Source organism: Sphingobacterium spiritivorum ATCC 33861, from assembly GCF_000143765.1.
Classification (GTDB): domain Bacteria; phylum Bacteroidota; class Bacteroidia; order Sphingobacteriales; family Sphingobacteriaceae; genus Sphingobacterium; species Sphingobacterium spiritivorum.
The window spans coordinates 683170-707019 of record NZ_GL379771.1 but is presented as its reverse complement, the minus strand read 5'-3'; the positions used below and the strand labels follow the sequence as shown (position 1 = coordinate 707019).

Genomic DNA, 23850 nt, shown 5'->3' with positions numbered 1-23850 from the left:
TTAAAATGAAAAAAATTTTAAAATATATCCTGTTGGGACTCGTCATAAGTAATTATTCCTGTTCCAAATTTGACGAAGTCAATACCAACCCTGAAGCTCCTGAAAAAGTGACTTCAGCAATGATAGCAACCCGTATTATTATAAATCTTGCGAATCAGCCAAGTCAGAAGGGTTTCTTACAACCTTATATGCTGAATAAGAATATTGTCTGGACAGAATTTGTCGAATCCTTCCAATATAATGGTTTCGGAGCATCCAGTCTGAGCTTCACATCCATCAACGATGCTCATTTTATGGGAAAATTCGCGGGTACCGAAAAACTGGCTAAATCATATGATGGCCTAATGTATTTTGCCAGGGCAGTGAAATTTTTCGAAGCCACCATGGATATGGGAGACATCCCTTACCAGGATGCTTTGAAAGGTGAGCTGGATAAAAATTATTTTCCGAAATATGATACTCAAAAAGAGGTATTTCTGGGTATTTTGAAAGAACTGGAAATGGCTGATCAGTTATTTGCGGAAGGGGAAAAATTCGTTGGAGATCCTATATATGGAGGAGATCCTGTCAAATGGCGTAAACTGGTCAATAGCTTTGCCTTAAATGTTCTGATGCAGTTAAGTAAAAAGGAAGGGGATGCCGATCTGCAACTGAAAAGCAGATTTCAGCAAATTCTTGCCGCTAAGCCTATTTTTACATCAAATGCGGACAACTATCAGCTGATTCGTTCGGATAAAAGCGGTCAGACCTATCCCTTTTATAAAGTGGGTAACAATTTTACCATTTACCCGATAATGTCCACTGAAGTCATAGACCGGCTGAAGACCTTGCAGGATAGAAGACTGTTCTATTATGCAGCCCCTTCTCCCGTCAAAATTACCGGAGGATTGACACAGAAAGATTTTGCGGCCTATGTAGGTATCGACCCTTCTCTTGTCTATGATAATATCACGGCAATAAAAGGAACAAAAGATTATTCAAAACTGAATGACCGGTATACTGAACTTGCTACAGGAGAGCCTACGCAACAACTTTCGTATGCTCAGGTTTGTTTTATAATCGCGGAAGCTGCGGCAAGAGGCTGGGTGTCTGATCAGCCGGTGGATTGGTATAAAAAGGGAGTAGAGGCTTCTATGAAGTTTATCTATGATAACACCCCTAATGCGGAACAATTTCATCATAATATGCCATTAGATGCTTCTTATGTAACATCATATGTTAATGGATTGGGCAGCACTTTTCCAGCCGGAACAGAAGCCCGTATAGAAGCCATTGTAACGCAGAAGTATCTGGCCAGTTTCTTACAGTCTGAATTTTATACCTATTATGATTATCGCAGGACAGGATATCCGAAATGGAAGATCAACCCTGCAAGTAGTCTCAATTCTGAAGCTCCGGATAAGATTCCGGTGAGATGGAAATATCCTTCCAGTGAATTTAACTATAATACAGCGAATGTAGATGCCGCCGTATTAAGACAATACGGAGGAATAGATGATATCAATAAGCCGATGTGGTTGTTACAATAAATAGTGAAAAGGAAAGAGCTGGATATTTCCAGCTCTTTCCTATTTCTAATTAGATTTTACATTCCACTCATTGCTGTAAAATCCGGCATCTAAGATACCCTCGAATCCATCTTTGAGCATAGCCAGTTTAAAGAACATATAATCAGGAAAGCCACTCGCTCCGGCAAAGTATTGATTAGCCGTTGCTGCCCGCATACCTGCGATTCCGGTGCCGGTAATTACTCCCACAGATAAAACATCTGATCCCGGTTTCTTCCAGTAAAAGTATCCGCCCAAATCATTTCCCGCATAGGTTTTCCCTCCGATATTGATTTTTCCGGTCTCCACCTGAATCGGACAATCTTTCATCAAAGTATTCCATGCGCTGTTTGTTTTTGCATTACCGATCAGAATAATATTTCGGCCAGCATAATTGGTTTCTTCAAAATCCCTGTCAGCAATGATATCAAATGCTCCATTACCCCGATAGTACCAGGCTTCAGCATCATACTGCGCCTTCTCCATGGCCCAATTGTTTTCTTCTTTCGTTCCCTGAGTTCCGTAAACATAGACCATTCTGTTATTAAAAGCCTCTTTGAATGTTCCATTTCTGTGAGGCCCCTTATGTGCAAGGCTTGGCTCATTGATTACAGTCCATGACGCTCCTTCTTTTTTCAGATAGACAAAAGAGTTTTCGGAGTCTGTCATGCGGTATTCAATGGTATTTAAACTGTCTAAAGTTACAGATAAAGGTTCTGCTTTGTTAAATCCACTCAGATCCAGACGAAGTGTCTGCACATTTGTTGTTTGTCCAACAATACTGCGCTTCGTTATATCGCGATCTAAGATAATACGGGAATAATCCAGTGGATGGATCTGCTGATAGACGGTTGCCCAATAATAAGATGCTGATATTCCGGGATTAGCAGTCATAAAATCGATATGATCAACCTCGCTATGTGTTTTTCTTTTGTGCCACTTGAAATAATCAAATAAAGGCTTCCAGTCTACGCTTTCGTTGCTATACCAATGAGAACCGCCGGGATATTCATAATAGCTAAAGTCAGGATGGAATCCACCCAGAATATTTCGCATCTGTCTTGCATAATCCACAGAGACGGTGCGGTCTGCATCCCCATGCAATATATATACGCCAAGTGGTCTGTAATTTGTTGCGTAAGCAATGACATCACTCTGATTCCCCGATTTAAGTAATACTTCTTCCAGTGCATTACGTCCTTTTTCGGGTACTAATCCATCTGCTGAACCATAGCCTTTGAGGGTAGGATATCCTGCGCAAGGAGCTATTGCTGCCCATTTGTCCGGATAGGTAGCTCCCAAAAACCAGGTGCCGTGTCCTCCCATAGAATGTCCGGTCAGATAGATGCGTTGTGTATCCGGCTGCAATTGAGTCTTTGCCAGACTTAAGACCTCCAAAGCATCTAAGCGTCCCCAGTCTTCCCAGTTAAATCCACGGGGACGACGATTTGTAGGTGCCACTAATGTTCCCCAGTCTTTAGATTGATATGCTTGCGCCTGACCCAGAGCTTCGACTCCTGCTCCGTGTACAGAGAAGAAGAGCGCATCCTGAGGTTTTTCTCCTCCTGTGGCTGGGTTGACAGCATAATATTGTACACTATTATCAATATTACTTACGAATGTAACTCTGTAAGCAGTTTTTTGATCTACACTTCTTAACTGAATCTGTGTATGACTAATAACTTTTCCATTCTTTAATAAAGATAATTGAGAAGTGATGTCTCCCGGTTGCTGAACAGTGGAGCCATCAATGCGTACAGCTATTTTTCTGGTGCTGTTTCCGTTAATGACAGGCACAGCACTAATCACTTTCCGGCCGTTTGTAGTACTTTGTACCTGAAGACCGGAGAGGTTTTGTGCGCTATTATTTAATAGTACAATTCCTATAGTTAGATCACTGTTATTTTTACCTTGTACGATATCCGGTAAAGTAAGATCATGAATCGAAAACCGTACGGGATGCTGCGGAAAAGTTAGATTCGCTGATACATAAGCTCCACGGACATAGAATTCATTAAGTCCTTTTTTTAACTGTACCGGAATGTCCATCCACCCCATTCGATATGGATCACCGAAGTGCAGTGCTCCGTTTACAAGTACCGCACTATTTCCCTTCACGTTGAGTATTGCAGTTTGTTCTTTGGAAGAATTGTAGGTCAGATACAGATAGCTAGGTCTTGGACCACGGAATTGTTGTGCAGGCCTGGGGCTTGTATTCTGTTCTGCTATTCGTCCCGGACCGGGAGGATTATTAGGCTGCTGGAGATTTCCTCCGTTTCCTCTTTGGGGTCTGAAGAAGCCTGTGCTGTCTGCAGTCGCTTTTATCCATTTATTTTGGGATAAAGAAAGTTCTAAGGTTTTGCCAGCAGCAGGTGTAGATAGCTTGTTGCTGTAGAGTTGCCATAATAATTCATCTGTGTACAGCGCTTCCCGACCATAATTCTGGGGAATCTCTACGTACAATCCTTCAGTAAAGGTATGCGTTTTTTGAGCGCCGGCACATAAGGATATAAAACTAAAGGATAAAAATAGAATGAAATGCTTCTGTTTAACGAGAAATAGGTTGTTTTTCATATGCAAAAAGGTTTAAGCACTGTAATAATAGCATATAAAATCGAAATTTTCGCCAAAACAATTTGATAATGTCGTTACAAATATGTGTTGAGAGCAAGTATTGTTAAGATAATCTGTATGAACAATATACAAAAAAAGCTACCCGTTTATGGAGTTGCTTTCCTAATATTGTTATATCCGTTTATCCTACCGCAATAAATTCTTTGCTTGGATTATTACTGGTAAGGAGTTCATGATTGCGAATCGGACAGGTTTTCAGAAGATCGCCTAACGGATATTTTGTAGCGACTTCTTTTATAGCTGCCAGATGTTTTTCGTGGTGAATATCTGTTCCGATAAAATCATATAACCCAGATTTTATCAACGTAAGCGCAGTTGTTTTTACATTACTGCCGTAATATCTGGACACTGACAGCAGATTAAGCTGAAGAGCACAACCGGCATCTTTGATTTGTTTAAAAATCTTAAAGTTCTGATGATAATAGTTATATCTCTCCGGATGGGCTAATATTGGTTTATAACCCATGGCCTGTATATCCATGATCGTCCTAAATAAAGACTTTGATTCTGCTAAATAGGACATTTCTATGAGTACGTAATCATTAGGCATCACGCATAATTTATTATCCGCTATGATGAGGTCAAGACCCTGATCAATCATATGTTCAGCTGCAAAGCTAAGCTCTACTTTTGATTCTCTGGAAACAAGTGTAGACTTAAGTTTTTGGTAAGCAGCGTCAATCGTTCGACTCGTATTGGCATATACACCATCCATGATATGGGGAGTACATATAAACTTGTGTAGTCCTAATTCCTGTAATCCCTCAATTAGTTTTACAGACTGGTCTACTGATTTACTACCATCATCAATACCTGGTAAAAGGTGATTATGCATATCAACCTCCATAAATGCCAGGGCATTATGATGAAGTGTATTTTCTTTCTTACGGAATAACTTTGATAGAAGACTCATATTGTTGTTTATACTGTACAATTATTAATCATAACGTTGTATTGATCCTATATGCTACAACAGAATTAAATAATTATCAATACAAAGATAAGTTGTTTAATTTGAAAATGTAGTAAAATATTTACTTTTATTTTCTTTTGACATATCTAAAATTAACGAAGCGTTGATTTTGTATTTGTTTTTCATATTTTTGAATGCTTGTTGATTATTGGACTTGCGTAAAGGGATAATAAATGTTAACTATTAATATCCATACATTTTTATAAATTTTAATGCTTATTTATACCTAATAATTTTATTATAGCAAAAAGTTGTCCAAATTTGGTTATTATCAGAATTGATGGTAATGTGGAATAATACTTGCATATTTGTGATCACAGAAAATGTGATATGTTGAATTTTATAGACCTAAAGCGAAGATTGAGAAAAGATAATCCCAGATGGGTTATTTTACTGATTGATATCTCAATTGTATTTTTCTGTTATTTATTCTCCAACTTTATTATTAACAGTTTTAAGGGCAGTTTTGAATTGGACTTAATGCTGAAAAAAGGTGTCCTGATTGTTCTGGTATATCTTTTCTTTTTTATCAGTTATGGTACATTCCGGGGAATTGTCAGACAGACGGGTATTCGGGATGCAATACGTGTCTTCAAAGTCATATGGCTAGCGATGCTGACCTTAATGGCTGCAAATCTTGGTTTTCGCTTTTTTATTTCCGAAGAATCGATTTTAGGCGATTATCTGCGCATGTCATACGCTGTACTCTTTATGCATGCATTTCTAAGTATGGTAGTACTGGTCGCTGCACGTATTTTCTACAGGACTATATATGAAGCATTTTTTCTTCGAAAAAGGAAACAGGTAAATGTCTTGATTTTCGGAGCCTCAAGACCGGGTCTGATGGCTTTATCGTTATTAAGAGATGATGTAAGGGTCAAATATTCAGTATTTGCATTTGTAGAAGACAAACCATCAAGAGTAGGCAAGCGCCTCGCCGGATTCAAAATTCTGGGATTAGACCGCCTGGACAAAGAATTGATTCATGAATATAATATCGAACAGATTATTATTGCAGTGGAGAATAATGATCCGGAGAGACTGGAACGTATTAGTGAAAAGGCACAGGATCTGGAACTGGAGATACGAATAATGCCTCCGTCCAACACCATGCTGAATGCCGGAAATCAACGGCAGATCCGGGCGTTGAAAATCGAAGATCTCTTAGGGAGAAAGGTTATTCAACTGGATAATCCGGCTATACAGCATGAGATGTATGGAAAAGTAATACTGGTGACTGGCGCTGCAGGGTCTATAGGTTCCGAACTGGCCAGACAGATTTCCTTACAGAATTATGATCAGTTAATTTTGATTGACCAGGCTGAATCTGCTATATATGATGTGCAGCAAACGCTACTCGCTACTCATCCTGAACGGGTGCACTATATAGTGGGTAATGTGAGAGACCGGCTTTTCATGGAGGAGATATTTGCACAGTTTCGTCCAGACCTGGTGTTTCATGCGGCGGCATATAAACATGTTCCGTTAATGGAACAAAATCCATATGAAGCTATCTTAACAAATGTTATTGGCACCCGGAATGTGGCGGATATGGCCGTTAAGTATAAAACCAAAAAATTTGTGATGGTTTCAACCGATAAGGCGATTAATCCGACAAATGTGATGGGAGCGACAAAAAGAGCTGCAGAGATATATGTTAATAGCTGTCAGCAACAGCAACAGACAGCCTTTATTGTTACCCGGTTTGGCAATGTACTGGGATCAAACGGATCTGTTATTCCTTTATTTGAAAGACAAATGGAAGCAGGAGGTCCTTTGACACTGACACACCCAGATATTACACGTTATTTTATGACCATTCCGGAGGCTTGCCAACTGGTTCAGGAAGCGGGTGTGATGGGTAAAGGCGGAGAAATATTTGTTTTTGATATGGGCAAATCTGTAAAGATCATAGAACTTGCGAAGCGTATGATCCGACTCAAAGGTTACCGCTATCCGGAGGATATTGATATCAAGATAACGGGATTACGCCCCGGAGAAAAGATATATGAAGAACTGCTGGCAAATAATGAAAATACAATCAGAACGCATCACGAAAAAATAATGATTGCAAAGATCAACAGTGAAGACCTGAATGAGAAAAGAATTTTGTTGGAGAAGCTTTGTGCACACATATTGGACAGGCGTTCAGGAGTAATAAAACCAATAGATTTGGTTCGGATTCTTAAAAATATTGTACCCGAATTTGTTTCGCAAAACTCCATATACGAACAGCTGGACAGTCAGCCTACTGTAGAAATAAATCGGGAATAAAAGAATTTGTTCCCATTTAGAAAAATCAACCACTTATGTATACGAATGGACAGACCGGATTTATCTTGAAGAGATATGTTCCCGAATAAAATAAAATTGGTCTCTTAGCTATATAATTACCAAATTTGCGAATACCCAATCGCTGATTTATGTACCTGAATACCGAAAGAATTTATAAACTTATTGCTATTGCCAGTTTTGTGGTTTTGATGATCTTACAGTACCAATTAATATCAAGTACGTATACCATCAAAAGCAATGACCTGTTCAAAAAAGAGAAAAATAAGCTTAAGGTATCGTATGAGAGAGCCATTATCAACGACAAGCTCTTTCCGGGGGGGCAAGCTATAATTGATTCCGTATTGTTGCCAAAAATGTCAACACTGGATAGTCTATATCACAGAGATCCTGAATTATTCAAAATGCGGGGCGCTGAAATCTATCATCAGATTGTCCGACAGCTTCAGGAAGGTTCTACGATGGACAGCTTATTTGCGGAGTTGCTCCAAAAGGATAATCTGGATACTCACTTTAAATATACACTGGTTCTGGATGGTATTTCTATTACTTTTGACGGGCACAATTTCATTGATTTGCTGGACTCCCGCCCAATGTCATCTCCGGATACCATCACCATCATTCAGGGAGATCCCCGGTTGATCAATCCCCATCAAATGGTTTCCAGTTTATTTATTTCTTCCCATCTGAAATATAGCAATCGGGTCGAATTTTCTTTGTATGCAGATAAAGACGGTAAAACATTAACTGTTCTCAAAAATATTCTTCCTTTACTTTTGTTATCAGGCTGTTGTTTGCTGGCTGTTGTCGGAATTTATTTTCTGACCTTCAACAATTGGGTTAGACAAAAGAAAATGAATGAAATGACGACAGATTTTCTTAATAATATTACCCATGAATTTAATACTCCCCTGGCAACAATACAGGTGGCGAGTAAAAATGTGAGAAGAGATATCCCTGCAGATAGCGCAGGCATGAGTACAATCAATCTGGATATCATCGACAGACAAGCGGGTCGGCTTGACAAGCTTATCAATCAGGCTATCAATGTGAGTAAGTTCAGCCCTCATCATGTAGAAAAAGATATCTATAATCTTCATGAGCTGCTGGACGAAAGCGTTACAGACCTGTGTATCAATTATGGGAAAGAGGTCGAAATTGATTATTCTCCCAAAGGTGAAGAAAAGAGATACCATATTGTTACTAACAGATTTATGTTTACGACGTTACTCAATAATCTGGTAGAAAACGGGGTTAAGTACAACAACCGGAAGGATAAACTTATCCAGGTATGGGTAACTGTGCAGGAACAGCTAATTGAACTTCATGTGAAAGACAACGGAAATGGCATAGACAAAGAAACGCTGACGCATATGTTTAAAAAATTTTTTAGAGGTAAGCCGGAGTATGCGAAAAACGGGGTGGGGCTGGGGTTGTATTATGTGCAACAGACCGTGGTACAACATGACTGGGATATTAAAGTAGATACTGTAATCGGAGAAGGGTCAGTATTTACATTAGTTATCCCTATGGTGGAAGTTAATTAACATACGAGTTATGAAGGGAAAGATTCTGATTATTGAGGATGATATAGATCTGGGTCTGGTGACGCAGCAATATTTGCAAACTTCCGGATTTGAGACTTTACTGGCGACATCCAGCCGTGAAGCGGAAGAGTTGTGTCAGAAACAACTTTTTGATCTGTTAATTGTGGATGTGCAGTTGCCGGATGATACAGGTTTTGATCTGGTTCGTCAACTATTAGAAACTCAACCTGAGCAGCGTTTTATTTTTCTGACAGCCCGAAATACAAAAGAAAGCAAGATCTATGGGTTAAAACTGGGAGGCGATGATTATATCACTAAGCCGTTTGATATAGAAGAACTTTCCTGGCGTATTCATAATATTATTAATCGCCAGCAGGTCAGACGATCTGCAGATCTGGCTATCGGAGATATTCGTATTATTCAGGATCAAATGATGCTGATTTTTGAGAATAATTATGAGGTAAAACTAACCGAACGAGAATTTGCTGTCTGGAAGTATTTTGCACTGAATCCTAACCGTGTGCTCAAACGTGAAGACATTCTGCTGGCAGTCTGGGGCGAGAACGATTACTTCCTTGGTCGAAGTCTGGATGTATTTGTGTCCCGCATCAGAAAGTTGTTGTCGCATTCTGCTAATGTGCAATTAGAAACCGTCTATAAGGTGGGTTTTATTTTTCGTATACCCCAGTCCTGATTTTTTTGTCATTAACAACCGGTTAACAACTTTATTAATTAAGGCTTTGTAATTTCGATATGCTAATCCGTTTTAGTGTATTAATTACCTTAATTTATGAAAAAGCTAACCAAATTTCAACAAGCATTTGTCCTCTGCGGGCTGTTTGCCTGTCTGACGGGCTGCGACAAAACCGAAGTCAGGCAATACGACCTCTTAGAATCCGAAAAGGAACCTGAAATGGACATTACAGCCTATGGCAACCTTTCGGTTAATCGTGAAAACTCGGGAGGGAAAACCGCAAATGAGGGATCTCTTAAAGTAGTCGACCAGGATTACAATACCAAATTTCTAATCAATCCATACTATGATGATCTTTACATGCAGCTTTCTTTTCCGGGAGGTATTTCTGTAGGGGCATACATTCTGGCATCTGCCAATGATGCGCAGGATCGTGATCCTAAAGACTGGGAACTTATGGGGTCTAATGACGGATCCGCCTGGATATCAGTAGACAGTAAACAAGGCTATCTGTTTACGTCCCGCAACCAAAAGGTACGTTTTGATATCAATAACAAAGAGAAATACCGGTATTACCGTTTGAATGTGAAAGCTATCCGGGGTGGGACAGGACTGTTTCAGCTTGCGGAGTGGAGAGTTATCAACGTGCCTGAATAAGCCATCCTATCTAATCAATTTCTAAACTAAACTAAACCAAATATGAAAAGAAAGTTACTCGTCAGCCTTTGGCTGCTGATCGGTACAGTCTGTATGTCTGCGGCGTTTGCACAGACAAAGTCAGAATTGGATATCACCGGTACAGTAAAAGACGAACTGAATAATCCGCTTGACGGGGTTACTGTCGTCAATACAGCATCTAAAAAGACTGTTGCTACTGATCCGTCAGGACAATTCAATATTCTTGCAGCAAGAGGAGATACAATAGTAGTTCGTTATATCGGTTATGAAGACTACCGAACCGTTATCAATACGACTATCAATCTTAATGTTACCCTCAAAGCGATCAATAACAGCATCAATGAAGTTGTGGTGGTTGGGTACGGACAGCAGAAGAAGATCAGTCTGGTCGGTGCGCAGTCTACTGTGAAAGTCGAAGATCTTAAAGTGCCTATCGCCAACCTGAGTGCAGCTTTAGCAGGACGTATCTCAGGACTCATCGGCGTACAGCGGACAGGGCTCCCCGGATCGGACGGAGCTGACCTGTGGATCAGAGGTATCTCGACCTTTAATCAGTCCGGAAATAATGCTTCCCCGTTAGTGGTGGTAGATGGTATTCAGGGACGGGATATTAATAGCTTCGATCCGGAAGATATTTCTTCCTTTACGATATTAAAAGATGCTTCAGCTACGGCAGTCTATGGTGTGGCAGGAGCAAATGGGGTAATTCTCATTACTACGAAAAGAGGGATGAGCGGTAAACCTGTCCTGATGTTCAATTACAATCAGGGACTGACTTCCTTTACAAAAAGGCCTGAATTGACGGATGGAGTAACGTATATGAAACTTCGGAATGAGGCCCGGATCGCGACAGGACTGGAGAAAGAATATTCAAATAATTATATAAACAATACCATTCTTGGTACGGATCCCTATTTATATCCTAATGTAAACTGGATGGATGAATTGTTCAGAAGTGTATCTACTAATAGAAGAGCCAACTTCAGTGCAAGAGGAGGATCTGAGTTTGCTAACTATTATGTGTCAGGAGCCTATTATGATGAAGAAAGTTTGCTACGTACAGATGCATTACAGAGTTATGATGCTACTACAAGATTTAAGCGGTACAATTTCACTTCTAATGTATCGATGAACTGGACCTCTACCACCAAATTTGAGTTGGGAATGCAGGGATATGTGGCTAACATCAACTATCCGGGGGTAAATCCGCAGGATGCATTTTCAAATGTCATGCAGACCAATCCTGTTTTATATCCGGTGATGTACCCGGGTAATCTGGTACCGGGAGTCAGCAGCGCAGGAGCACAGCCCAACCCTTATGCACTTGTCACACAGACAGGTTTCCAGAATATCTTCTCTAATCAGATTATGACTAATGCAAGATTGACACAGGACCTGAAATTTTGGGTTCCGGGATTGACATTTTCTGCTTTATATTCGTTTGATATCTGGAATTCGCACACCATTAATCGTGTCCGCAACAGAAGTACTTATCTGATCAACAGATTATTCCCATATGATGAAAACGGGAACCCGATATTGAATATCATATCACAGGGTACAGATGATCTGGCGTTCTCAAAGAGTAATGATGCAAACAGACAGTTCTATACCGAGGCATCTCTAAACTATAACACCACTATTGCAGAGGATCATACGATCAGTGCTATGTTGTTATTCAATCAAAGAGAGAAAACATTTGCTTTTGCCAATAGCGTAACTTCTTCATTGCCTTTCAGAAGTCAGGGATTAGCCGGAAGATTGACTTATTCTTTTGCTGATAAGTATTTTGTGGAAGGAAATTTCGGATATAACGGTTCTGAAAACTTTGCTCCGGATATGAAATTCGGATTTTTCCCTTCTTTCGGAGTCGGATGGGTTGTTTCTAATGAAAAATTCTATGAACCTGTAAAGGATGTTTTTGATTTCTTAAAACTACGTTATTCCAATGGTATAGTCGGAGATGGCGGAGCATTGGATATTAACAGTGGGGTGCGACGTTTTGGCTATCTGACTTTAGTTAATACCGAAGCAGGAGGCTATACTTTCGGTAACGGATCCAATAATGTGGGATATGGCGGAACGGCTATTACAGATTACGGTACCAATGTACAATGGGCTGAATCTCATAAACAGAATCTTGGTGTAGAGATCAAAACCTTAAAATCTAAATTATCATTGACAGTTGATTTCTTTAAAGAAAGACGCTCAGGCGTTTTCCTGCAGCGGGGTGCGCTTCCGGGCTATGTAGGATTGAACAGTTCTCCGTGGGGCAATCTGGGGATACTGGATAATAAAGGTATAGATGCAACTCTGGAACTGGCTCCCATTGCTATAGGCAAAGCTTATCTGGATATGAGGGCGACCTTTACCCATAATAAGGATAAGGTTATAGAAAATGATCAGCCGAAACAACCATTTGATTATATGGAAAGGCGTGGCGTGAATTATCTGTCTCGTTTTGGTTATGTGGCAGATGGCTTATTCCAGTCTCAGAAAGAGATTGCTGAACATGCCGATCAGAGTGCTTTAGGTGCGCAGCGAGTAGGAGATATCCGTTACAAAGATCTGAATGGAGATGGTATCATCAATGCAAATGATGTTACACGCATTGGTAACGGGGATGTTCCGAATACGATTTACGGTTTCGGATTTAATGTCACCTATAAGCAGTTTTATGTAGGTGCATTTTTTCAGGGAATTTCAGGAGCCGACAGACAGATTGCCGGAGATGGTATTATTCCATTTAATAACAGTACAGGAGCTGAGAGAAGTAACTTATTTGCTGTTGCTGAAGATCGCTGGACAGAAGAAAATCCTGATCCCAATGCTTTCTATCCCCGGTTGGCTTATGGAAATGCCGCAAATAAAAATAATGCTGTCAGTTCTACCTGGTGGGTGAAAGACATCGATTTCCTGAGATTAAAAACCATCGATCTGGGGTATAATTTTAAAAAGGGAACTTTTCAGAGTATAGGAATGAAAAATGCCCGGATCTACATCCAGGGAGTAAATCTGTTGTACTGGAGTAAATTTAAGCTTTGGGATCCTGAACTCAATACCAGCAATGGTACCCGATACCCGAATGTCCGCACAGTAACATTAGGTGTTCAGGCTAGTTTTTAACTCATCTATTAAATCAAAGATCATGAAAAAATCAATATATATCTTATTTGCACTGCTGACGATGTCGTGCTTTAGTGGCTGTAATAAGTATCTGGATCAGGTGCCGGATGATGTCATTACAGTAGAGGATATTTTTAAGTCCAAAGCCAATACTGATAAATTTTTGGCCAATATCTATTCTGTAATTCCGAATGAAATGGTTCAGCGGTTTGTGGCTACACAGAATTCTGGGCCGTGGACGGCTTCTTCGGATGAAGCCAAATACACCTGGGATTTTAATTACAGTAACAATATGATCAGATCGGTATGGAGTAATACGGATGGGACTATTGAAAGTTTCTGGAACAGCTACTACCGCGGTATCCGGAATGCTTCATACTTTATTCAAAATATAGACGGGGCAAATCCTGTAGAAGTAAACGACCTGATGAAGACGACTTACAAGGCAGAGGCGAGAGCACTACGCGCATTGTATTATTATTATCTGGTAAGAGCCTATGGACCTGTGCCGATCCTGGGAGAGGAGATATTGGATATCAACAAACCTATCTCCGATCTGAAACTGGCTCGTACACCATTTGATGAGTGTATTGCTTATATCGTGTCAGAACTCGATAAAGCATATACAGATCTTCCATACGAACCTAGTAATAATGAATATGGACGCATTACAAAAGGTGTGGTAAAGGCGTATAAAGTAGAAGCGTTGTTATTGAATGCAAGTCCGTTGTTTAATGGGAATACCGCTTTTGCGGGAGTAAAAAATACGGATGGTACTGCACTGTTCAGTGCAAATGCAAATCCGGAAAAGTGGAGAGATGCAGCAACAGCGGCTAAAGCATTTATTGACGAATTTGTACCTAATTATTATCAGCTGTATAAGGTGAACAATGCAGATCCTTTTGTTGCTGCATATCTGTCCTGTCGCAATGTGATGACAACAGACTGGAATCAGGAGTGGATTTTTGCCCGCTCCAACAGTAGTAATAATGCACAATATGACCGCACGCCCAAACATGTCGGATTTCCTTCGGGAGCACAGGGAGGAGGAGCTTTAGGAGCTACTCAGACAATTGTAGATGCTTACTTTATGAATAACGGCAAATCTATAACGGATGTAACTTCCGGCTACACAAAAGATGGATTTGTCAGCTTTAAAGCACCCTATGATGTGGCTTCCCGAACGACATTCGGAGCATATGTAAACAGAGAACCGAGATTTTATGTGGGCATTACTTATAATGGAAGTTATTGGCTAAACCAGGCGAACAGTAGCACGGCGGTACTTTCCCAATTCAATTACAGCGGTAATTCGGGAAGATCACAAAGTACTTCGGATGTGACTCCAACAGGATATACCGTTCGCAAAAATGTGTCTGCAAATGGGAATAGCCGCGGAGCACTTCTGATCCGGCTGGCCAATATTTATCTGGATTATGCAGAGGCACTCAATGAATCTGATCCGGCAAATGCTGATATCCTCAAATATCTCAATCTGATCCGCGAGCGTGCCGGAATACCGGTATATGGATCTGCCACTATCCCTGTTCCGGGATCTCAGGGAGCAATGAGGGAGGCAATACGTAGAGAAAGGCAGGTCGAACTGGCATTTGAGAATGTAAGATTTTTTGACACAAGAAGGTGGAAAATTGCCGAGGATACAGACGGAGGTGCTGTATACGGACTAAATCTGAATGCTGACGGAGATGCTTTTTATACCAAAACTCTTATTGAAACAAGAGTATTTAAAAAGGAGAGAGATTACCTGTTTCCGATACCGAATATAGAGATTTTGAAGAATGAAAAAATGGTGCAAAATGCGGGCTGGTAACAGGTCTTTAAACTTGAACAGCAAGATGCTGAACGCATAATTTACGAATGGAGATCTTGTGCTGTATGGATATAGTGCAAGATCTATTTACTTACAGAGCCGGAATACTGCTCTGACATATTGATGACGAGACTAATATATACCCATGAAAATAAAGAATAAATTATCAGGATTAAGCATATGCATATTTCTGGCAATTGGATACATAAATCCGATTCCTGCAGTAGCACAGAAGATCAATGGCCGTTCAATAGAACCTGTAGATCTGGTAAACCCTTTAATGGGTACAGATTCAAAACCATCACTTTCCAATGGCAATACTTATCCGGCTATAGGATTACCATGGGGTATGAATATGTGGACACCGCAGACGGGTAAAAATGGTGATGGGTGGCAGTATGTGTACGCTGCAGATAAAATAAGAGGACTCAAACAGACGCATCAACCCTCTCCATGGATGAATGATTACGGACAATTTTCCCTTATGCCTGTAACTGGAAAAGGCGTTTTTGATCAGGAAGGAAGAGCAAGCTGGTTTTCTCATAAGTCGGAATCTGCCAAACCCTATCATTATTCGGTGTACCTGGCTGATCATAATGTCAAAGCTGAAATAACACCTACAGAGCGTGCAGCAATGTTTAGATTTACTTTTCAGCCAACAGATAGTGCCTTTGTCGTGCTGGATGCCTTTGACAGAGGATCCGAAGTACAGATTATTCCGGAAAAAAATATGATTATCGGATATTCATCAAGATATTCAAGAGGAAAACTGCCAAATTTTAAAAACTACTTTGTATTGGTGTTTGATCAGCCTTTTGATAATTTTTCGACCTGGGAAGACAAGTCAAGGTTCAATGGTAAAACAAAATCAACGGCGAATCAGACAGGTGCTATTGTTGGATTTAAAATTAAGGACCGGTCAAAAACTGTTCATGTTAAAGTCGCATCTTCCTTTATAAGCGCAGAGCAGGCTCTGGTAAACCTGGAAGAATTGGGCAACAGATCCTTTGATCAGCTGGTGTCGGATGGACGGAATATATGGAATGCAAAACTTGGTCGTATTGCAGTAGAAGGAGAAAATATTGATCAGATGCGAACCTTTTATTCTACGCTGTACCGTACTTTATTTTTCCCGAATAAGCTTTATGAAATATCCCGGGAAGGTGAAGTTTTGCATTACAGTCCTTATAATGGAAAAGTTTTGCCGGGTTATCTCTATGGAGGGACGGGGTTTTGGGATACATTCCGGGCATTGTATCCATTTCTTAATCTCATGTATCCTTCTATAAATATTGAAATGCAGGAAGGATTGAAAAATGCTTATCTGGAGGGTGGTTTTCTGCCCGAATGGAGCAGCCCCGGATATGCGGACATTATGATCGGAAACAACTCGGCATCTGTAGTTTCTGATGCCTATATGAAAGGGTTGAGGGGCTATGATATACACACGCTTTATGAAGGTCTTCTGCATGGTGCAAACAACGAAGGTCCGATGACCGCTGTGGGACGTAAGGGAGTGGGCTATTATAATGAGTTGGGCTATGTTCCATACGATGTAGGCATCAATGAAAATGCTGCACGGACTCTGGAATATGCTTACGATGATTTTGCAATTTATCAACTCGCAAAAGCATTAAAGCGACCACAGAAAGAGATCGATCTGTACGCAAATCGTGCACAGAACTATCGTAATCTGTTTGATCCTTCAACCAATCTGATGCGTGGAAAAAATAAAGACGGAAAATTTCAGACACCTTTTAATCCGTTGAAATGGGGGGATGCTTTTACCGAAGGAAATAGCTGGCATTACTCCTGGAGTGTATTTCATGATGTGAAAGGGCTGATCGATCTGATGGGAGGGAAAGCAACTTTTGTACGGATGCTGGATAGCGTTTTTACACAGCCACCTGTATTTGATGACAGCTATTACGGAGGAACGATTCATGAAATCCGGGAAATGCAGATTGCCGATATGGGGCAATATGCGCATGGCAATCAGCCCATCCAGCATATGATCTATCTGTATAATTATGCAGGGCAGCCATGGAAAGCACAGTACTGGGTCAGGCAGGTTCTTGACCGAATGTATAGGGCTACACCAGACGGGTACTGCGGAGATGAGGATAATGGCCAGACCTCTGCATGGTATGTTTTTTCAGCATTGGGATTCTATCCGGTATGTCCGGCAACTGATCAATACGTAATAGGTGCCCCTTTGTTTCCAAAGGCAGTGCTTCATTTTGAAAACGGTCATAAAGTAGAGATTGTCGCAAAGAATGCATCAGATAAGCATATTTATATTAATAATCTGGAGTTGAACGGACAGTCCTATAACAAAAACTGGCTGAGTCACCATGGTTTAGTACAGGGCGGAGTCTTGAATTTTGATATGAGTACTACACCTAATCTGTCGAGAGGAACGGATGCATCTTCCGCTCCGTATTCAATGAGTGAGGAATGGAAAACAATAACAAAGAAATCAACCAAAAATAAAAAATGAAAAAAATGAAACGAATTTTGTGTTGCCTGCTATTAATGATTGGAACAGGACATGTTACGGTATATGCACAGAACAACTGGCAACACACGGATGATGATCGGAAAGAGGCTTTTGAAGTAGATACCATTAATAAAGGGAAATATTCTCTGATATGGATCAACAAACAGGCAGATTTTGATCCGGCCTTAAAACAAAAACTTATTGATACTTATTTTGTTAATTATCCGAAATTAGCAAAGAAATATAATAAGCATACTCGGAAGCAGGTCTCTTTTGTGATCGATCCGGGCTACAATGGAGTAGCAGCTACTGCCGGAGGTATTGTCCGGTATAGTCCGGGATGGTTTAAGAAAAATCCTAATGATATTGACGTCGTGACACATGAAGTGATGCATATTGTACAGGGGTATCCAAATGGTGCCGGTCCCTGGTGGATCACTGAAGGTATTGCAGACTATGTGAGATTTACGGAAGGCGTTGATAATGCTTCCGCAAACTGGAAGCTGCCTGACGTTAATGAAAAACAGAAATACACAGACTCTTATCGTATTACAGCCCGTTTCTTTTACTGGCTGGACAGAAGAGTAAAGAAGAATATTATTAAAGCACTGGATCAAAAGATGCGAACAAAGAAATATAACGACAGCTTCTGGAAGCAACAGACGGGTCAGGATCTGGATCAGCTCTGGGACCGCTATGCTGCTGATCCCTCATTAAACTAATCACTATGAATGTAAAGTTAACAGTCTCCTTTTTATCTCTTGTTCTTTTGGCGCATATTCCATTTGTAAGTCAGGCACAACAGCAAAACCTTATTCAATATGTCAATCCATTGATTGGAACGGCTAAAATGGGACATACTTTTCCTGGAGCAACCGTGCCTTTCGGAGCTGTACAGCTCAGTCCGGATACAGATACAATTCCTTATGCAGTCAACGGGAAGTACAATGGGGATGTGTATAAGTATTGTGCCGGCTATCAATACGATGATCCGACAATTGTCGGTTTCAGTCATACACACTTTAGTGGGACCGGGCATTCTGATCTGGGGGATGTATTAGTCATGCCAACACAAGGTAAATTACAGCTCAATCCCGGGACTGCCCAACGGCCTCAGGACGGATACCGCTCGCCTTACAGTCATCAGAATGAAATTGCTCAACCAAATTATTACAGTGTACTGCTGGATAAACATAGCATCCGGGCAGAGATGACCACTACTGCGCGTGTAGGCGTACATCGCTATACTTTTCCTAAATCGGATGCATCACATCTTATCCTTGATCTGACAGCAGGTATTTATAATTATGAAGGCAAGAATGTATGGACAGTAGTTAAAGTACATAATGATTCCCTCATTACAGGATATCGGCAAACTAACGGATGGGCACGTACACGAACAGTTTACTTTGCTATAAAAACATCTAAACCATTCAAAAACTATGGCGCACGTTATCTGGACGGGAAGCCGGTCTATAACGGTTTCTGGAGAAAATTCAATCAACAGGATAATTTCCCGGATCTGGCAGCACATAATATCCGTATGCATCTGGATTTTGATACAGATGATAGTGAACAGATCACAATGAAAGTCGCTTTAAGCCCGGTAAGTATGAAGAATGCTTTAGCGAATATGGACGAAGAAACTCCGGACTGGGATTTTGAACAACTTGTTCAGAAAGGACAACAGCAGTGGGAAAAGGAACTCGCAAAAATCGAGGTCGACATGCTCAATAAGGAAGATCTTGTTAATTTCTATACAGCGATGTACCATGCCAGCCTGATGCCGACTATCTATATGGATAGCAACGGTGAATATAAAGGTCTGGATCAGGAAATACATAAAGCGGAAGGCTTCACTAATTATACTTCATTCTCGTTATGGGATACGTTCAGGGCATTTCATCCTTTGATGAATCTGATCAACCCTTCCCGTAATTCGGATATGGTGGCCTCAATGATGGCTCACTATGATCAAAGTGTGTTAAAGATGTTGCCCATATGGTCGCATTATGCAAATGATAATTGGTGCATGAGCGGATATCATTCGGTATCTGTTATTGTAGATGCAATAATGAAAGGTGTATATAAAGGTGATGTGCAGGCAGCTTTAGCAGCTTGTGTGCAGACAGCCAATACCAGAAGATATGAAGGTATCGGAGCCTATATTGATCTGGGGTATGTGCCGGATGATATCTCCGGGACTTCTGTGTCCAATACATTGGAGTATGCTTATGATGACTGGTGTATTGCTCAATTGGCTCATAAACTGGGTAACAAGGAGGTCTATGAAACGTTTATAAAACGTGCCGGATCCTGGCGGAACCTGTATGATAAGTCAATAGGCTTTATGCGTCCTAAAGATTCCAAAGGAAACTTCAGAAGCAAATTTGATGTTCTGGATACGCATGGACAGGGTTTTATAGAAGGAAATTCATGGAACTACAGTCTATATGTACCGCATCAGCCACAGGAAATGATAACTGTAATGGGCGGAACCGAAAAAATAGAAACTTATCTGGATTCTCTGTTTACTATGCATCTTCCGGATCACTATTTTGCACAGACAGAAGACATTACGCGAGAGGGTATCATCGGTAATTATGTACATGGAAATGAACCTTCTCATCATGTTGCTTATCTCTACAATCTCACAAAAAGCCCATGGAAAACGCAGAAACGCGTACGGGAGATTATCCGTCATCAATATCAAAACGGAGAGGCGGGCTTAGGTGGTAATGATGATTGCGGTCAGATGAGTGCCTGGTATATCTTCAGTTCATTGGGCTTCTATCCGGTAGCTCCCGGTGATAATAATTACTGGATTGGCAGCCCTCTTGTCAAATCCGCTAAGTTAAATCTGGAAAATGGAAAAGTATTAGTCATTAAGACACAAAACCAGTCAGATAAGAATGTATATGTTAAAAAGGTATCTTTTAATGGTGTCGCAATAAAAGATTTTGTGCTATCCTATGAAAGCATCAAAAATGGGGGTGAACTTCTTTTTGAGATGAGTAACAAGCCTGTAAAGCGGTAGCTGCTTATAGCTGAAGGAGTAACACAGGCTACTGACAGGGTGTCTACATCAAGGTTAGTAGCTGAAAAATAATCAATTGGTGATTGATAAGGTGATCCGGGATTTATGAAACCATATCATTTGGATAATGATCCCGGAATAGAGCGCAGGAAACTGCGCTTTATTTTTTAAAATCGCTTTATTTGTATATTTTTTGCTTTGATCTGTAAGTTGAATGCAGGCGCTGTTGCTTTCTGTCCGATGGTGACCTTCATCGGATAGGAGTTCTGATCCAGATAGATATTTTCCGGGAAAGTACTTTCATCCATAAAAAAGATATATTCTCCTTCAGGCAGTAAAAGCGAATAGGATCCTTTTGTATCGGTTTGGGATTCAAATACGTGTCCATAGTTATCTTTTGCATAAACTTTATAACCCAACAGGTCGGTATCTACAGCTACACTACGTACCGGATCATAAGCAAGCTGGATAGTCCCTTCGATTTGTACGCTTTGCTGAAGTGGTACCGATAGCTTTGTCTTGCTCCTGCTGATGAGAATTTTTTGATTATTTGCCTGAAAACCTTCTTTCGGAGGGAAAACAACAGCTAGTTCTCCATACGGTATATTTTTGAAGGCTACCTGTCCCTGCCTGTCAGTCGTGAGCATCAGATCATTAATCAATAAAGTATAGTTAACAGCTTTGCTGTCGCCCGTATCAAAAATGCCATTATTATTATTATCATAAAAGCAGAAGACTTCAAGATCTCCATTTTTGGTTTGCTGGCCTGAGGAGACGTCTGACGGAAGATTCTGCCTTACACCAACCTGAATATTCCCGTACCCATTTGTATAATTGCTCTTGCTGTTGAGATAATAATAGTAGTATGAACTGCTTAGAATGGTATTCTTTAAGACACGGTACTGCAGAGAGGCATTACCTATATAATTCTCTCCGGAATAACTGCTGATATTTAGTATTGCTCCTACTGTAGCTGACATTTTTTTATTCCAAAACTGCTTTTGATAAGATGGGCTTATCGATACTCTGTAGTTTTGGTCATCAACACCAGATAAATTAGGAAGGGCATCATAAATATGAAAATTACCTTTTTGGAAATTACCGTACAGATTGAATGCATCATAGTTGTAAGAGAAATTTCCCCTGTAAATCCATGCATTATTTTCTATATTTTTTAACCGGCTTACGCCTGTTTCGAATGAAATATAAAAAGTATGTCTGTAATTCCGTGAACGTAAATAGAAGATATTATTTAATGTCCAGCTCTTAATACTTAATGTTGGATAGCTGTTATTAATAAAGCTATTCCCGCTTTCAGTAGTGTAGTTCGGCTGGAAAGAGTAAGTGAGCAGGTCATTGACTGCCATAGTAAAGTCTATATTTGCACGTGAATTTGTTGCTTCCATATTGAACAACAAGTTCCGGTTTAGATATTTAGGATTGTATTTATTAAAAAGGTATCCTGCTGTAATACTTACATTACCTAATTTACGGTTGATATACTGATTGAGTTGAATGCTTCCTCTTCTGTTTCCCGGATAGTACGCTGTACTGACATAATTGTCACTGGAATACGTAAATCCCTTTTGTCTTGTAAAGAGGCGTATTCCCAGAGCTGCAGAAGGTCTGGAATCATCTGACATTCCCGCTAACGGGTGCAGCCGGTTGGTTAATCCGACACCAATATCGGCATCAAGTCTTATTTTATCCTTTTGTGCCTGTTTGAAGAAGCCAAAAGTATTACTGAACAGAAAACTTTCCGTACTGTCATAAGGTGAATGATCATAGAATAAAGTCCCGGAATAATATTTTCTATCCGGAAGCTGATTTCCCAATACCGTCCGGACGTAGGCAGAGTAGCCCTGACCGGAAGTATTGCTGGCCAGTAAATCAAATGATTTTTCTGCTACAGCAGCTTCGAATGAATTGTTTTTAGCAGAGTCTGCAGTATAAAATTTCACTCCGCGGCCATAGAAAAACATATCGTAACTTTCCTGCAGATTACCTGCAACGATACCTTTATTATCTTTTTCTACATTGATCCAGGTATTTGTAATCTGCGGTTTTTCGGCTATTTTCCCATATGTAGTAGCATATAGATTATATCGCAGATACTTCGCTTTTGAAAGTTCATACTCCCCCACAGAACGGAGATAATACATACTGTTAAGCTCACCTATATTGTTAGCTATCCATTCAATATTATTTCGCGAATAGGTATTTATATCCGGATCCTGACGAAACATCTTGTCATAATTTCGCACAGAAGATACATTGTTAAATACAAGGGAAAGGTTGCCAAAGATATCATTGGAGGGATATAGCCCGTTAATATTGAGATTGTACCGTGGTAATTGCATCATGTACTTTTCAACGGTAAAGCTGTAGGTAACTAATGTATCCTTGCCGGAAGGTAAATCCATGGAAATGGTTTGAAAGGAACGGCTGCCTATTCTGTCCGGAGATGAAAATACTAAGTTGACCTTCTCGTCAGATGTCCCCTCATTTCGTATAAGTGCTTTGACATATACAATATCTCCTACACGCTGTAGCAGCTGAACATCGGTCATATTGTGGAGGGTAACAGCACGTTTCTCTGCAATATCCAGTCTGATCCGGACGGGAGCTGAAACGGCGTTTCCCTGTTGGATCGCCGTGATTTGTATCGCTTTGTCTTTCAGATTTGCTAATCCGGAACATTTAAATTTAAAGGATAGATATTTTTTTTTGCCTGCAGCAATTTCAATGGTATTCTGACTTAATAAAGAAAGATTGACAGGAGCATCGACTTTTAAAGATCCTTTGAAAATAGATGAGCCTGTATTTATAACTTCTATAGAGAGCTGGACCACACCTTCTTCTACATGCAGCGATGAAGCGGTATTAATCTGAATATCGTAGTGAGGCTGAGCTTTAGCTTCTATATGAAACATACAGCCCAGTAATACAATCGGTATGAGAAATAAAAAACGCTTCATGACAAATCAGCTT

13 protein-coding genes are annotated in these 23850 nt (G+C 40.3%); 10 read left to right on the top strand and 3 right to left on the bottom strand.

Going from position 1 to position 23850, the window contains the following annotated elements:
- The first annotated feature begins 5 nt into the window (after window positions 1–5).
- Window positions 6–1529, top strand: a complete 1524-nt coding sequence (locus tag HMPREF0766_RS13050) for a SusD/RagB family nutrient-binding outer membrane lipoprotein (RefSeq protein WP_236590628.1) — start codon at window positions 6–8, stop codon at window positions 1527–1529.
- Window positions 1530–1574: 45 nt separating this feature from the next.
- On the opposite strand, the gene HMPREF0766_RS13045 is transcribed toward HMPREF0766_RS13050, so the two are convergent.
- Window positions 1575–4121, bottom strand: a complete 2547-nt coding sequence (locus tag HMPREF0766_RS13045) for a carboxylesterase family protein (RefSeq protein WP_002997997.1) — start codon at window positions 4119–4121, stop codon at window positions 1575–1577.
- A gap of 181 nt (window positions 4122–4302) precedes the next feature.
- Window positions 4303–5094 (bottom strand): tyrosine-protein phosphatase, encoded by a 792-nt coding sequence (locus tag HMPREF0766_RS13040; protein WP_002997995.1) that lies wholly within the window; start codon window positions 5092–5094, stop codon window positions 4303–4305.
- 540 nt (window positions 5095–5634) lie between these two features.
- Here HMPREF0766_RS13040 and HMPREF0766_RS13035 point away from each other — a divergent pair.
- From HMPREF0766_RS13035 to HMPREF0766_RS12995, 9 genes are all read left to right on the top strand, one after another.
- Window positions 5635–7428, top strand: a complete 1794-nt coding sequence (locus HMPREF0766_RS13035; protein WP_236590629.1) for a polysaccharide biosynthesis protein — start codon at window positions 5635–5637, stop codon at window positions 7426–7428.
- 149 nt (window positions 7429–7577) lie between these two features.
- Entirely contained in the window at window positions 7578–8993 is a 1416-nt protein-coding gene (locus HMPREF0766_RS13030) for a sensor histidine kinase (RefSeq protein ID WP_002997990.1), read from the top strand.
- A 10-nt stretch (window positions 8994–9003) separates the two neighbouring features.
- The gene (locus HMPREF0766_RS13025) at window positions 9004–9687 is read left to right on the top strand and encodes a response regulator transcription factor (RefSeq protein ID WP_002997988.1); all 684 of its coding nucleotides are present in this window, start codon (window positions 9004–9006) and stop codon (window positions 9685–9687) included.
- Between the two features lie 96 nt (window positions 9688–9783).
- Window positions 9784–10344 (top strand): discoidin/SUN/FTP domain-containing protein, encoded by a 561-nt coding sequence (locus HMPREF0766_RS13020; protein ID WP_002997986.1) that lies wholly within the window; start codon window positions 9784–9786, stop codon window positions 10342–10344.
- A 42-nt stretch (window positions 10345–10386) separates the two neighbouring features.
- Window positions 10387–13491: a SusC/RagA family TonB-linked outer membrane protein gene (locus HMPREF0766_RS13015; protein WP_002997985.1), complete on the top strand. Its 3105-nt coding sequence runs from the start codon at window positions 10387–10389 to the stop codon at window positions 13489–13491.
- A gap of 22 nt (window positions 13492–13513) precedes the next feature.
- Window positions 13514–15322, top strand: coding sequence for a RagB/SusD family nutrient uptake outer membrane protein (locus HMPREF0766_RS13010; protein ID WP_002997983.1), 1809 nt, complete (start codon window positions 13514–13516; stop codon window positions 15320–15322).
- A gap of 145 nt (window positions 15323–15467) precedes the next feature.
- On the top strand, window positions 15468–17822 hold the full coding sequence (locus HMPREF0766_RS13005) for a GH92 family glycosyl hydrolase (RefSeq protein ID WP_002997981.1): 2355 nt from the start codon (window positions 15468–15470) through the stop codon (window positions 17820–17822).
- A gap of 5 nt (window positions 17823–17827) precedes the next feature.
- Window positions 17828–18544 carry a basic secretory family protein gene (locus HMPREF0766_RS13000; protein ID WP_236590630.1) on the top strand — a complete coding sequence of 239 codons (717 nt, stop codon included), beginning with the start codon at window positions 17828–17830 and terminating at the stop codon, window positions 18542–18544.
- Between the two features lie 5 nt (window positions 18545–18549).
- Window positions 18550–20859, top strand: a complete 2310-nt coding sequence (locus tag HMPREF0766_RS12995) for a GH92 family glycosyl hydrolase (RefSeq protein ID WP_002997977.1) — start codon at window positions 18550–18552, stop codon at window positions 20857–20859.
- A 167-nt stretch (window positions 20860–21026) separates the two neighbouring features.
- Here HMPREF0766_RS12995 and HMPREF0766_RS12990 read toward each other — a convergent pair whose 3' ends face one another.
- Window positions 21027–23837 (bottom strand): COG1470 family protein, encoded by a 2811-nt coding sequence (locus HMPREF0766_RS12990; protein ID WP_037460261.1) that lies wholly within the window; start codon window positions 23835–23837, stop codon window positions 21027–21029.
- Between the last annotated feature and the right edge of the window lie 13 nt (window positions 23838–23850).